Origin of the sequence: Candidatus Xianfuyuplasma coldseepsis, from assembly GCF_014023125.1 — a bacterium.
GTDB lineage: Bacteria > Bacillota_I > Bacilli_A > Izemoplasmatales > Izemoplasmataceae > Xianfuyuplasma > Xianfuyuplasma coldseepsis.
This window is the reverse complement of the sequence record NZ_CP048914.1, coordinates 981,789-996,580: the sequence shown is the minus strand read 5'-3', so window position 1 is coordinate 996,580 and position 14,792 is coordinate 981,789. Positions and strand designations below refer to the sequence as shown.

Below are 14,792 nucleotides of genomic sequence, written 5' to 3'. Positions count from 1 at the left end.
TATGACCCCAATACCTATCTCTGCGTTCGCAGATGAAATAACCCCCAATTTTGAAGATCAACTAATTGCTTTACAGCAACTTGGCATAGACTATATTTCACTGCGTTTAGTCAATGATAAGAATATTATCGACTACACCATTGATGAAGTGAAATCCTATATAAAACCACTTCTAGATCAATACAATATTCGTGTTTCATCCATTGGTTCTCCAATTGGAAAGGTTGACATTTATGATAAAGAAGCAGTTCAAAAACAGTTTGATAAGATGGATAACCTCATTCAAATATGTCAGGTTCTTAAGGTAAAATATATTCGTATATTTAGTTATTATAATGCTTCTGATACCGATAAAGAACTGGTGCTTGAGTATCTTCATAAACTCATAACCTATACCGACAACACCGATATCTATTTATTGCATGAAAACGAGAAACCAATCTTTGGAGATACTGCTGAGAAATGTTTATATTTAGCGGAAAATATTGATAATCCTCATTTTCAACTAATCTTTGATCCTGCGAACTTCGTTCAGGTCGGACAAGATCCAATCATCGCATTTGATATGCTTAAACGGTATGTGAAATATCTTCACTTGAAGGATGCTTTGTCGGTCGACTCTTCTAACGTCCTCATTGGAAGCGGAGATGCAAAGGTTCAACAAATTGTTAGAGAGTGTATATACAAAGGTGATGTCTCATTTATGACACTCGAACCACATCTTGTTGAATTTACTGGTCTTGAATTATTAGAAAACGAACCTAGAAAAAAACTAAATAGCGTGTATACTCCATTTAAAGCTTTCGAAGAATCTCTTGAAGCATTACGAACAATGATGAAGTAATTATTATTGTTCTTTTTTTACTCTTTTTTGTAATAATAGTTGCCTTTTACTGGGGTCTTATGTATTATAGAGTTGAGCTATGTAAACGCTTGTATATTTTTTTAAACCCTTAGTGAAACGTTTCACTAAATAGGAGGAAACCAATGGTAAAAGTCGGAGTAGTAGGAATTGGAAGTATGGGAACATTTCATGCAAAATCCCTTTATGAAGGGAAAGTTGATGATGCCTATTTATATTCAGTTTGTGATATTAATCCCGAGCGATTAGCATGGGCACGAGAACTTCATAATGTTAAGGTTTACGACAATTTTGATGCGTTCATTGAAGATGAAGCGTTGGATGCAGTCATCATTGCCACACCACATTATGATCATCCAATATATGGTTTAAAAGCAATGCAAAAAGGGAAACACCTACTAAGTGAAAAACCAATTGGTGTGTTTACGAAAAACGTCCGAGATTTAAATGAGTATGCCGAACAATCAAGTTTGGTGTTTGGTATTATGTACAATCAACGGACAAATCCAATCTATCAGAAAGCGCGAGAACTTGTTCAAAGTGGTGCCCTTGGTGAAATCCGTCGGACGAACTGGATTATCACCAATTGGTATCGCAGTTCATCGTACTACAAAAGTGGTGGCTGGCGGGCAACGTGGAATGGTGAGGGTGGAGGTGTGTTATTAAATCAAGATCCCCATCAATTGGATTTGTGGCAGTGGATTTGTGGTATGCCAAAAACCGTACGAGCTTATATGAAGTTTGGTGCACATCGTCAGATAGCTGTTGAAAATGATGTTACGGCTTATGTTGAATACGAAAACGGTGCTAGTGGTGTATTTGTAACCAGTACCTATGATTACCCCGGTACCAATCGTTTCGAGATTGTGGGCGATGGGGGCCAAATCATTATTGAAAACGGGAAACTTGTATTTCATAAATTGACACCGTTTGAGTCTGAATTTGACAGTATCGATCATGAGAATAAATTTGAAGCACCAAACGTTGAAACAGTTACCTATGACATCAAAGAGAACCCCTGGGGTGTTCAACACATTGAAATCCTGAATAACTTTATTGAGGCAATTCTCTATGGAAATGATTTACTAGCTCCTGGTGTTGAAGGAATCAACGGATTAACGATTAGTAACGCGTTCCATTTAAGTGCCTTTACCAATGAAGTTGTTCATATTGAATCAATGGATGAAGATTTATTCTTAAAAGAATTAATTCAGCGAATCGAGGATGAATCATGAGTTTAGGAATCGGAATCGTTGGTTGTGGCGTGATTTATCCATTTCATGTAGAAGCGATAAATCAATATACAAATGCCCATATTGTTGGGATTTATGACCTTGATCACGAGAAAGCATTATCGCACCAAGAGGGACATAACTTCAACGTATATGAAACCCTTGAAGCGATGCTTAGCGATGATAAGATTGACGTCATTCATGTACTAACACCACATCATGAACATTACCCTATCACCAAGAAAGCCCTACAAGCAAACAAACATGTCTTCGTGGAAAAACCATTTACAATCTATCATAAACATGCAAAAGAATTGGTCGAACTAGCTGATCGTAAAAACAAATACCTCAGTGTTTGTTTTCAACATCGAACCGATAAAACCACTGCATTGATCAAAGATTATGTCACGAACAAGACGTATGGGAACTTACTTGGGATTAAAGGAATGGTGCACTGGTTACGCGATGCCACATACTACAACCAAGCTTTGTGGCGGGGAACGTGGAAAGAAGAAGGTGGTGGGTCGTTAATTAATCAAGGGATTCATACCTTGGATTTAATGATTCATATTGCCGGGACGGTAGAGCACGTCCACGGAACATGGATGAACATTGATCATCCCTACATTGAAGTGGATGACAATGCCTACTTAACCCTTGATTTTACATCAGGGGCAAAAGGTCTATTCAACTCAACCAATAGTTTTGCGATGAGTACCGATGTCCAACTGGAATATCATTTTGAACATGCGCATTTCTATCAAATTGGCGAAACACTCTATCAGATGAACGATAACGAACTAGAGAAAGTTGCTGAGAATACGACGCGCGAGGGTGTAAAATCGTATTTCGGTAGTGGCCACATTGATATTATTCGACAGTTCTATGACGCCATTATTCATGACAATAAAAACTATGTTCGCGGTGTTGATACATTAGAAACATCCCGAATAATCGATATCGTCTATCAGTCTTAACTCGATAGATGTACTACTATAAGGAGGTATTCGTATGATTACCTATGACAATAAGCGATTTATTATCAATCAAGATAAACCCTTCCTATGGGGTGGAGAACTGCATTATTTCCGGGTTCATAAAAACGACTGGAAGGATCGGATTAAAAAGATAAAGGATGCCGGTTTTAACTTGGTTAGTACCTACATCCCGTGGATGTGGCATGAAGTTGAAGAAGGCCAGATGGATCTCGATGGATCGACATGTCCCGAGAAAGATTTGATTAGTTTCATTCAATATGTCCAAGATGCCGGATTGTATTTACTAGTACGTCCTGGCCCGTACGTCATGGCCGAAACTGTAAACTCCGGTTTACCAGCATGGTTACTTAATAATTATCCAGAAATTCGCGCTCAAAAAGAAAATGGTGAGTACCACAACAATAATAGCGTTGTCAGTTATCTTCATCCGACATATCTAGAAAAAGTTCAGAAATGGTACAACCATGTCTTTGATGTTTTGGTTCCGTTTGAAATCCAAAACGGTGGACCAATCATTATGACACAATACGATAATGAAGTGGGGATGTTTCACTGGGTTACCCAACAAGGAGACTACAGTGATGTGACGTTATCGTACTTTATTCGTCATCTGGAAACATACAATCCGTCTTTACTTAAAAAATCAACTTGTGAAACATGGGATCAACTACTAAGTGCATATAAACAAGAGCAAACAACAAAGGAAGAATCAATTCAACTGAATCAATGCTATAAAACCTTCTTCCGCGGTTATATTAAAGATTATCTAAATCTACTAATCTCCTTCTCTAGAGAGCGGGGTAGCGTCGTTCCCCCAGTAGTTAATATTCATGGATTCTCCCAAATTGATTATGCAAAAAGGGGATTTCGCTACCCTGTCGGGCTCTCTCAACTCTATGAAACAAGAACAATACCTGAGGTTATCTTGGCTGGAGATTATTATGTTGGAAATATTGTTAGTGAGAACTTTTTTGATGTGATTATTGCCAATAGTTTCACGGCAGCGATTCAACCGCAGAATCAACCACTATTCAGTGCAGAATTTCAAGGTGGTTTTCAAAACGGGGTTCCCCGTTTACAACCGACAACCCATGATTTAAAATCTCGCTTAGCGATATCAAACGGGATGAATGCGATCAATTACTATATGTTTGTCGGTGGCGAAAACTTTGATGAAATGGGGATGATTTCCCGGCGTCACGATTGGCAAGCAGCTATCGGAATGAATGGGGAATTACGACGACACTATTTCGTAATTCAGCGTTTAGTTGATGTTGTAAAAACATATGGTGAAGCATTGCTTGATGCATCGTATCAAACATCAACAACCTTTGGTTTCTATCCCGATTACTTCATGACCGAATACAACAATTCGTATACCCGTCACCAATCCAATACGATGACACGAGAACGACAAACCTATCTGTTTAATGGCGTTGGTAAATCACTCGCCATGAACAACATCTCCTTTGATAGTATTGATTTATTAGATCCTACTCCGATTGATGTGTCCTCCCATCCGACATTGATTGTTTTTAGTACTTTGTGGATGGATAAGCCTGTTCAGAAAAAGCTCGTTACATACATGAAAGAAGGAGGTCACCTCTTCTTATATCCAAAACTCCCCGAGAGAGATTTACGGGAACGTCCTTGCACCATTCTTGCGGATGCGATTGGCGTTACGAAATTGAATAGTGCTTATCAGCGCGTTCATATTTTAGAAGAAGATTCCGTCAACTGTCATGTGGCTGAAGTGTATGATGTGCAAGAAGGATATGCGACTCTCGATCAAGATCATAGTCAAGTCACAGGATTTGTTCAATCAGTGGGTAAAGGTCAAATCAACCTCTTTGGAATGGCGATCAAATCCGATTGGGATTACATTGACGACATCACCAAGGACGTTTTGGAGTTGTCCAATATTAACGCTCCCTTTGAAACTGATGAATGGATCAATATTGTCATTCGTGAATCTGCCCAAGGACGCTTCTACTTCATTCATAATTTTGAAGAGTTTGAAAAAACAACAACGATTCGTCAAAACGGGGTCGGAATCTTTGATAATCATGTCTTTACAATACCGTTTCGTAAAGGTCTCATCCTTCCTGAAAACTGGACGATAGCCAAAGATTTCACCATTACCTATTCCACTTGTGAAATTCATCATAAAGAGCTTTCAGATGATTCAATAACAGTAACACTAACCGCCTTAAATGATCATGAAAAAATAGCCTTTGAAGGAGATTATACGCCTTCAAGTTCTTCTACTATCACAATCAATAACAACATCATTCATCTCACCAAAGGAGTACATACCATCACATGGACGAAAAACTAAAACAATTAATCGAACAGGAAATGAAGGGATCCTTCCATTTCTTCTGGGACAACACCAACACCGATCCTTCGAGTAAAGGGTATGGACTGATTCTCGGAACCGACAAACATCCCGATCGATCCAGCATTGCTTCGGTTGGATACGGCTTAGCTGCTATCGTTATTGGTGTAGAACGAGGATATATCACATTTGAAGAAGGATATCACCGCGTACTCACCTCCTTGGAATCAATCTTCCACAACATTGACAAGAGTCATGGATTTTATGTGCATTTCATTCGCATGTCCACCGCCGAAACGATGGGCAAAGACAAAGGACGACCAAGTGAATATTCCACCATTGATACAGCGATCTTCTTAATGGGTGTCCTTGCTGTCAAAGAGTATTTCAAGCAAGATGTTGAAAGCATTTCCGATAAGTTACTCCAAGAAGCCGATTGGGAATACTTGGTAAAAGATCACGACACCAAACCAGTATTCCGCATGGCCTTTGGAAAAGAACGTTATAAAACCGAAGATGGCTTCAATAAAGCATCATGGGATCATTATGCCGAACAATTAATGATGTATATCCTATATGCCGGACAAAAAGATTGTGACCCAAAACTAGCTAAAAAACTCTATGATAGTTTTCATCGTCCGACTGGATCCTATAGAGGAAAACCATATGTTCATTGCTTCAATAATGCCCTCTTTGTTCATCAGTTCAGTCACTTGTTTATTGATTTTGATACGTATGTTGATGAATCAGGATTCAGCTGGTTTAACAATAGCATCGCCGCAACCCTAGCAAACAAACAGTGGTGCAACGACAACCCTCAATATAATACCTTCAAACAAGGGTATTGGGGATTAACCGCATCCCATTGTAAACGGGGGTACTGCGTAGTAGGTGGACCACCATGGGGCAACGAACATGTCAAGGATCATATGCCAAAGATCGATGGTACGGTTGCGCCATACGCTAGTTTGTCGTCGATCATGTTTACCCCAAAAGAGAGTCTTGAACAACTTCAAAAGTTCGCGCTAGATAATAAGATGTGGGGACCATATGGATTATATGATTCGTTTAACTTTGAAGAGGAACCTTGGTACTCCAATAGCTATATTGGAATTGACAAGGGACCAACATTACTTGCTCTAGATAACTATCTACACCAAACAGTACTCACCCTTGTAACCAATAGCGACTATGTACAACGAGCATTACAACGTCTTAAGTTTCATCGGAAAGGAGAGTAACAATGAGGATTATCTATATTGATATTGATACCATGCGTGCCGATCATCTGGGATGTTATGGGTATCACCGAAACACAACACCCAACATTGATTCCATCGCAAAAGATGGGGTTCGATTTGAACACTATTACACCTCAGATGCGCCCTGCTTACCATCACGTACCGCATTATTCAGTGGCCAGTTTGGGATTAATACCGGGGTCACCAATCACGGTCGAATCGCTTCCCAATTAAAGTTAGACCCGAAACGTAGCTTCAAACATCGATTTGAAACCGACAGTCTTTTCGGAATGCTTCGAACCCATGGATTCCATACGGTTGGAATCACCCCATTTGCTTCTCGCCATTCCGCATGGTATTACTATTGTGGTTTCAATGAAATTTACGATACTGGTAAATTCGGTGATGAATCCGCTGAAGAAATCTTACCTATCGCAACGAGTTGGTTAGAAGATCACGCCGAAGAAGATAACTGGTATTTACATGTTAATTTCTGGGATCCACACACACCCTATCGCGTCCCCAAAGATGTTAAAAATCCATTTGAAGACGATCCCATCCCCTCATGGATAACCGCCGATGTTCTTGAAGAACACCTCAAACTTGCAGGACCACATTGTGCCCAAGAAATCGGGATGTATTCCGACCGAGTACCGGAGAGATTCCGTTATCGTCAACCTGGTAGACTGGATACTATGGATGATGTGAAACGTCTCTTTGACGGCTACGATTTAGGTATCCATTACGCGGATCAAGCGGTTGGGCGCATCATTGATCTTCTGAAAGAAAAAGGTCTCTACGAAGATACTGCGATAATCATTTCCACGGATCATGGTGAAAATATGGGAGAACTTGGAATCTACGCCGAACATGGTACCGCGGACAATATTACATGTCGCATTCCAATGGTTGTCAAATGGCCAGGTGGAATGAAAAACCACGTGGATACAGGATTCCATTACAACTTGGACTTGGTTCCAACCATTTCCGAACTGATTAATTATACAAAACCATCGACATATTGGGATGGAAATAGTTATGCTAAGACGATACTAGAAGGGAAAGTATCCGGACATAAGGAATTGTTCTTGTCGCAAATGTCCCACGTTTGTCAACGCAGTGTCCGTAAAGATGATTATCTCTATGTACGCACCTATCACGATGGTTATCACTTCTTCCCGAAACATATGCTGTTTAATATCAAAGACGATCCACATTTAGTTCATAACATTGTCGAAGAGAAGCCCGAAGTAAAACTCGAATGTGAAAGTGCCTTATTTGAATGGGTGGACGAACAAATGCTGAAAATGGAAATCAAACAAGATCCATTATGGATAGTCCTTGGAGAAGGTGGACCTTTCCATGCCAATGGAAATTTAAAACATTATTGTGAAAACCATTTAACTAAAACCGGTCGTGAAGCCTATATTCCGAAATATAAAGACAAACATCCTAACGAGTTTAAAAAATGAATGTAGCTGTTCAATTATATTCCCTTCGCGACTACATTCAAACCAAAGAAACACTGGAAGATACCCTTCAAAAACTAAAATCGATGGGCTGTGAGTATGTCCAGTTATCCGGTTTTGGACGACTAACCGATGAGAAGATTACCTGGTACAAAGAACTATTTCCCAAGTATAGTATTCAGATTATTGCAACGCACATTGATTACAATCAACTCCAAGAAGAATTTGATTACATTGTTCAGTTTCATCACGATATGAACATTCCGTATGTAGGTGTTGGCGCTTTGCCATCGAAGTTTGCTCGTGATAAAGTCAAAGACTATCAACATTTTATTTTCGAGATGAACATTCTCGGAACAAAACTCCAGAAGCAAGGCCTTCAACTAACCTACCATAATCACTCATTTGAGTTTGTCCAACTTGGACCATTTATTCCTTTTGATATTTTGTATCAAAACATGGATCAACGCGTTGTACAGTTTCTACCCGACTTCTACTGGCTTCAAGCCGCTGGTGTCAATCCACTACAGTTTATTCAGAAGTACCACGCCAATTTTGATATCGTTCATTTAAAAGATATGCGAGTACAATTAGTTAATGATTGGATAACGAAACCCGTGTATTGTTCAATCGGTGACGGAAATATGGACTACAAATCAATTATTGAAACACTGTATTCAAAGAATACAAAATACTACATTATTGAACAGGATCAGTTCCTTACAAATAACCCGTTCAATGAAATAAAACGAAGTATCGATTTCACTATTAATACGCTACAAACATGTTCTGATTAAGTTCGAAATATGGGTGGAATATTGAATCAGTTGAAACGTTTCACCTAATCTACTCAGCTGATAGTCGAAAACGTTTTGACTGCTTAGTTTAGCCGTTTGATTATTATTGAACCGTTTATATTAATCCGTATATTTTATTGACATTAGAAACAGATAGTGATACAATTAATTTATCAAGTAAGCGATTTCATGAATCGTTTAAAAAAAATAAAAATAAGGAGAGAATTATGAAAAAATTATTACTTGTTGCTTTGGTTGGACTTTTTGCGTTTAGCCTAACAGCTTGTAAAGAGGAAGAATCAGGGGTTCCAGTATTTGCTGGTGCTGTTGATCAAACAGTTGAAATTGACACAACATTCGACGCACTTGATGGTGTAACAGCTGAAGACGCTGAAGATGGCGATTTAACAGCTGATATCGTTGTTACAGGAGACGTTGATACAAGCACAGTTGGTGAGTATACAGTAACTTATACAGTAACAGATAGTGATGGTAACGAAGTTGAAGTTGAAGTTACCATAACTGTTGAGTATGGGCCTCGTACTGTAATTACTTACGCTGGTTGGAACGTTGGTACAGCAGAAGCAAACAACTTAACACGTCGTTTAATTGCTGAGTTCAATGCTACAAATCCTATGTACGAAATCGAAATCGTTGAGTACGAAGGAAACTACAATGAATTCTTAGCGACACGTGCTGCTGCAGGAGACTTCCCAGACGTAGTATTATCTGGTAACGTACCAGACTTTATCGTTGCTGGTTATGCTGGTGACATCACATCCGTTGCGGAAGCAGATGATGAATGGACAGACATTCCTCAAAACTTACGAGATGCCGTTACGTACAATGGTAAAGTATTTGCAATTCCAAGTTCAACAAACTACCTAGGTATGTTCGCGAACTTAGACTTAATTGATGATGCAAATATTACAACCGACTTTACAACCTTAGATTACACCTATGACGAATGGATTGCTGCAATTGAAGCTGCTACTGATACCACACGTACCGATGGTACATCTACTGCAGGTATCACCATTCCAACAAGCATCGTTAACTGGTTACCTGCTGTTTTAGACCAAGAAGCTGAAACACCACTAGGAATTGGACACTTTGTCTACAATGGTGAAGAATTCTTACTAAACAGCCAAGTAATGAAAGATGCATTAGCCGAAGCTGCTAGTATCGTTAGCAACCAATGGTCTGTTAGCGCATATAGCACAGCTCCTACGGGACCACTCGAAGACCAACCATCTGAACGTGAACAATTATTCGGTTCAAACTGGGATGGATTCGCATTCCGTAACGGACTTGCTGCATTCAACTGGGATGGAACATGGGCTACTTCATTACAAGACAATGCCGATGATGCTGGATTCGATCTTCAGTTTGTTGGATTACCAGGTGGAAACGTTGTTGGTGTTCAAGACTTCATGACGATTTCAAAAACAACCGACAACTTAGAAGGTGCATTTGAAGTTGCAAAATGGTTAAGCTTTGGAGCTGATGGAATTAACGCTCGCTTTGACATCGTTGAAAATACTGTACCAGATACCGAAAATGGTGAAAGTGCATTATCAATCGCTGGATTACCAGTAAACTCGACACAAGCAATCGTTGACAAATGGTTTGAAAATTACCCAGTTGCTGGTGTTCAAGAATGGTTCGAAGCTGCTGCTACAGGTGAAGTTACCGTTCTGAACGAAGGAAACAAATTTGTCCCTGGATTCTTATGGGCACGCTTCTGGTATGATACTGGTATTGATGCAACCATCTCAAGACCAGATAACGATCCAGGATCAACCTTATCAATTGGTGACTTAATTTGGGATTCTCAATTAGGACGAATCGTTTATTCTGATTACATGACTCCTGAATTAGAAGCCGCAATCAACTACGAGTTTGCCAAAGCATACAACGCATTATTATTATCAATGCTTGAAGACTAATACGCAGTACGGAGGATACTGAATATGAATGCAAATATTACACGGAAAGTAATGATTATAACGATCTCATCTTTTCTCACGATATTTGCTCTGGTATTCATAATATCAACATTTATAAATGTGAATAATGATAGTATGAGGGGTAATGAATTTTACCCCTCATATCCTTTATTTAACGAAGTTTCACAACCTGAAAACACCATTACACTGAACGTTGAAGATTACTTTGATAATAATGGTGTGACTGAAGCTGGGGACAATAAAGGTTATGAAGGAGCAGTGTATCGTTGGGATACCGATAACGAAGATTTTACCTATGAAGCAGACATTCCAAGTGATGGATTGTACTACATTGCTCTGGATTATTTAAGCTTAACCGATAGTGTAAAATCAATTGATTTATCCATTTCAGTAAACGGAGAGTACATCAATGAAGATGCGGAGAATATTCGCCTTTTTTCAACTTGGGCGAGTGAATCGACTGATGATGTATTCGATCGCTACCATAATGAAGTATTGAGTCCCCAGATCAATGAAGACATTTGGCAGACCGTTTATTTACGTGATCAGTTGTTCTTAGATGCCGAACCATTAGTCTTTGAACTGGACGCTGGTCTCCAAGATATTACCATTGAAAAAGGCAGTGGCGACATCCTTTTAGGAGATGTCCACATCGTGCCGATGTTTGATCTTCAAACATATGACGAATATAGTGCAAACCACACAGGTGTTATGACGAGTGAGGAGTTGCTCTTTGTTGAGGCTGAAAACTATACGTATAAAAACGACGTATCGATTTTACCCAGCATTGAGAAATCACCGTCCGTTACACCTTTTTATGTGGAACAAAACTATTTAAACACCATAGGAGCTTCCTTTATGGATCCTGGACAACAAATTACCTATGGCTTTACGGTTGAAAATACTGGTTATTACAACATAACCTTAAAATATACCAATGACACCTTTACCAATCGAGCAAGCTTCCGAACAGTCTATATCGACGGTGTCATTCCATTTCAAGAATTACAAGATTATAAATTCGATTACACTACTTCTTGGCAACAAGAAACCCTTGGTAATGGCGATCCCTTCCATATCTATCTCGAAGAAGGGATCCACTATATGACCTTAGAGGCATCCGCCGGACTCTACGCCGATGCCTATAACGATATGCTTCGAATCATTGATGAAATCAGTGATTATGCATTGCAAATAAAACGATTAACTGGTGGCGATACCGACACGAATCGTGAATGGAATATCGAGGAGTTTCTTCCGCAAACAACCGAACTACTGCAATCTTGGCGCAGTGATATTGTGGCGATGGAAGATGCATTAGATACGCTTAAAACAGTGAACCGCAAATCAACACAACTCCACAAACAACATGAAATTGTCTTACAGAAATTAGATGAGTTGTTGAAAGATGTGGATGAAATTCCCCATAATTTAACATTATTAAATGAAGGGTCGAACTCGATTTCACAAGTCCTTTCATTAATGGCAACGGACATGATTACTCAACCGCTCCAACTCGATGCCCTCTACATTCATTCTGAGGATACGAAATTACCGAAAGAACAGGCAAATTTCCTTGTTGAATGGATTGCGAGTATGCAAGTGTATCGGGAAAGTGCGAATATTGAAGTCGATGACGAATACGATATTGATGTATGGGTAAACCGTTCACGGTACTACATCAATATGATGCAACAAATGACGGATACGTACTTTACACCGGAAACCGGAATTAAAGTACGATATAGTGTTATGCCAAATGAAGGGAAACTAATATTGGCTAACGCGGCCAATACCCAACCCGACTTAGCCCTTGGGGTAAGTGGATGGTTACCGTATGAACTTGGACTACGTGGCGCAGCCGCCGATATGCGACAGTTTGATGAATTCTATGAAGTCATCGATAACTTCATGCCCGGTAGTATGCTTCATATGATTCATGATAACAAGGTGTATGGTCTTCCTGAAACCCAAGACTTTATGGTGACGTTCTATCGTGAAGACATTTTTAACACCCTTGGTCTTGAAGTGCCTGAGACGTATGATGAAATCATAGAAATCCTACCAACCTTACAACGCTACGGTATGAACTACTACTTACCGCTTTCTGCGGAAAGTGCCCTAAAAGGATTTGCCGCAACATCTCCATTCATTTATCAATATGGTGCAACGTATTATACACCGGATGGATTTGCCGCAAATATTGATACCCCTGAAGCGTTACAAGGAATTGAAATGATGATTGATTTATATACGGTATACAGTTTACCGTTGCAAACACCGAACTTCTACAATCACTTCCGTGAAGGATTGCTTCCAATTGGTGTCGCCAATTTCAATACGTATGTACAGTTATTGTTTGCCGCTCCTGAAATTGCGAATAAGTGGGATATTGCTTTGGCACCTGGAGTATTACAAGAGGATGGGATTACCATCCGTCGTGATACGACAGGTACAGCACAATCGAGTATCATCTTTGAAAAGAGTGAGAAACAAGAGGAAGCGTGGGAACTTCTCAAATGGTGGATGTCGACGGAGATTCAAACCAAGTTCACCAACGATCTCTTAATCACCTTTGGCGATGGCTTCTTGTGGAATAGTGCTAATATCAATGCCTTGGCAGAACTACCACTGGATGAAGATCACTTAAATATTATCCTCGAACAACTTACACATATCCACGAAGTGCCGAAGATTCCTGGTGGATACAAAATGGAACGGGAGTTGTCGAATGTCTGGAATACCGTCGTCTTCGATGGAGTCGATATCCGGAGCGCGATTGATGATGCGATCATCCTAATCAATCGTGAACTCGAACGTAAATATGCTGAATTTGGCTATATGGATGAGGATGGAAATGTGCTAAACGAGTACATTATTCCAACCATTGACGATGTCAAAGCATGGCAAGAAAGAGAGGAGTGATAATATGAGCGAATGGATTTTGAAGACCAAGAAATCAATGTCTGATATGTCGACAAAGATTATCAATTTTGTCGAGAAAAACGACCGTTCAACTTACATCTTTGTTGCTCCTTATGTCATCTTGTTTACGACGTTTATCGTCATTCCCGTATTTCTAGCAATTATATTAAGTTTTACCTATTTCAATGGGATTCAGTTCCCGACATGGAATGGGATTAATAACTATATTTATATCCTAACCGAAGATGAAATCTTCATGAAAACCGTCTTACCAAACACATTACTATTTAGTGTGATTGTCGGACCTGGTGGATACATCTTGTCGTTTGTTTTAGCGTGGATGCTTAGTCAAATTACGCACCGAGCACGAACCGTTCTCGCATTGATTATTTACTCACCGTCGATGACCGCCGGTATTGCGATGAGCGTTGTGTGGAAAATCATGTTCAGTGGTGATGAACGTGGATTTATCAATTCGATGTTACTCCAACTAAATCTAATAAACGAACCCGTCCAGTTCTTACAATCTCCAGAATACTTGATGACGATTATGATTATTGTATCGTTATGGAGTAGTATGGGGGTTGGATTCTTGGCGATTTTGGCAGGGTTATTATCCGTTAATAAAGAACTGTATGAAGCGGCCTATATTGATGGAATGAAAAGCCGCCTTCAAGAGATTTTCTACATTACGATTCCATCGATAAAAAAACAAATGATGTTTGGTGCCGTTATGAGTATTGTTGGTACCTTTAGTGCGGGAGCGATTGGGGTGGCCCTTAGCGGGGCGAACCCGACACCACAGAACGCTGGACAATTGATTCTAAACCATATTGAGGATTATGGTTTAATGCGTTCGGAGATGGGTGTTTCTGCAGCTTTATCCGTCATCTTACTCGGAATAATTTTCTTCTTCTCGAGCGTCTTTAAACGACTGCTCAAGGAAGATGAGTAGGGGGT

10 protein-coding genes are annotated in these 14,792 nt (G+C 39.7%); all 10 read left to right on the top strand.

Going from position 1 to position 14,792, the window contains the following annotated elements; genetic code table 11:
- Position 1 precedes the first annotated feature (1 nt).
- The 10 genes from G4Z02_RS04720 to G4Z02_RS04675 all read left to right on the top strand — a co-directional run bounded on the left by G4Z02_RS04720 (position 2) and on the right by G4Z02_RS04675 (position 14,787).
- Positions 2 to 844 (top strand): sugar phosphate isomerase/epimerase family protein, encoded by an 843-nt coding sequence (locus G4Z02_RS04720; RefSeq protein ID WP_258876842.1) that lies wholly within the window; start codon positions 2 to 4, stop codon positions 842 to 844.
- Positions 845 to 987: 143 nt separating this feature from the next.
- The gene (locus G4Z02_RS04715; protein WP_258876840.1) at positions 988 to 2,097 is read left to right on the top strand and encodes a Gfo/Idh/MocA family protein; all 1,110 of its coding nucleotides are present in this window, start codon (positions 988 to 990) and stop codon (positions 2,095 to 2,097) included.
- The gene (locus G4Z02_RS04710; RefSeq protein ID WP_258876839.1) at positions 2,094 to 3,071 is read left to right on the top strand and encodes a Gfo/Idh/MocA family protein; all 978 of its coding nucleotides are present in this window, start codon (positions 2,094 to 2,096) and stop codon (positions 3,069 to 3,071) included. The genes G4Z02_RS04715 and G4Z02_RS04710 overlap by 4 nt, the downstream gene beginning before the upstream one ends.
- 34 nt (positions 3,072 to 3,105) lie before the next feature.
- Positions 3,106 to 5,430 (top strand): beta-galactosidase, encoded by a 2,325-nt coding sequence (locus tag G4Z02_RS04705; RefSeq protein WP_258876838.1) that lies wholly within the window; start codon positions 3,106 to 3,108, stop codon positions 5,428 to 5,430.
- A complete protein-coding gene (locus G4Z02_RS04700; RefSeq protein ID WP_258876837.1) occupies positions 5,415 to 6,671 on the top strand; it encodes a glucoamylase family protein in 1,257 nt (418 codons plus the stop codon). The genes G4Z02_RS04705 and G4Z02_RS04700 overlap by 16 nt, the downstream gene beginning before the upstream one ends.
- Positions 6,672 to 6,673: 2 nt before the next feature.
- Positions 6,674 to 8,143: a sulfatase gene (locus tag G4Z02_RS04695; RefSeq protein WP_258876836.1), complete on the top strand. Its 1,470-nt coding sequence runs from the start codon at positions 6,674 to 6,676 to the stop codon at positions 8,141 to 8,143.
- Complete coding sequence (locus tag G4Z02_RS04690) at positions 8,140 to 8,937, top strand: sugar phosphate isomerase/epimerase family protein (RefSeq protein WP_258876835.1); 798 nt, start codon at positions 8,140 to 8,142, stop codon at positions 8,935 to 8,937. Before G4Z02_RS04695 ends, G4Z02_RS04690 begins: the two co-directional genes overlap by 4 nt.
- A 227-nt stretch (positions 8,938 to 9,164) precedes the next feature.
- Positions 9,165 to 10,886, top strand: a complete 1,722-nt coding sequence (locus G4Z02_RS04685) for an extracellular solute-binding protein (RefSeq protein WP_258876834.1) — start codon at positions 9,165 to 9,167, stop codon at positions 10,884 to 10,886.
- A gap of 24 nt (positions 10,887 to 10,910) precedes the next feature.
- Positions 10,911 to 13,832: an extracellular solute-binding protein gene (locus tag G4Z02_RS04680; RefSeq protein WP_258876833.1), complete on the top strand. Its 2,922-nt coding sequence runs from the start codon at positions 10,911 to 10,913 to the stop codon at positions 13,830 to 13,832.
- A 46-nt stretch (positions 13,833 to 13,878) separates the two neighbouring features.
- On the top strand, positions 13,879 to 14,787 hold the full coding sequence (locus tag G4Z02_RS04675) for a carbohydrate ABC transporter permease (RefSeq protein WP_258878704.1): 909 nt from the start codon (positions 13,879 to 13,881) through the stop codon (positions 14,785 to 14,787).
- The last annotated feature ends 5 nt before the right edge of the window (positions 14,788 to 14,792 follow it).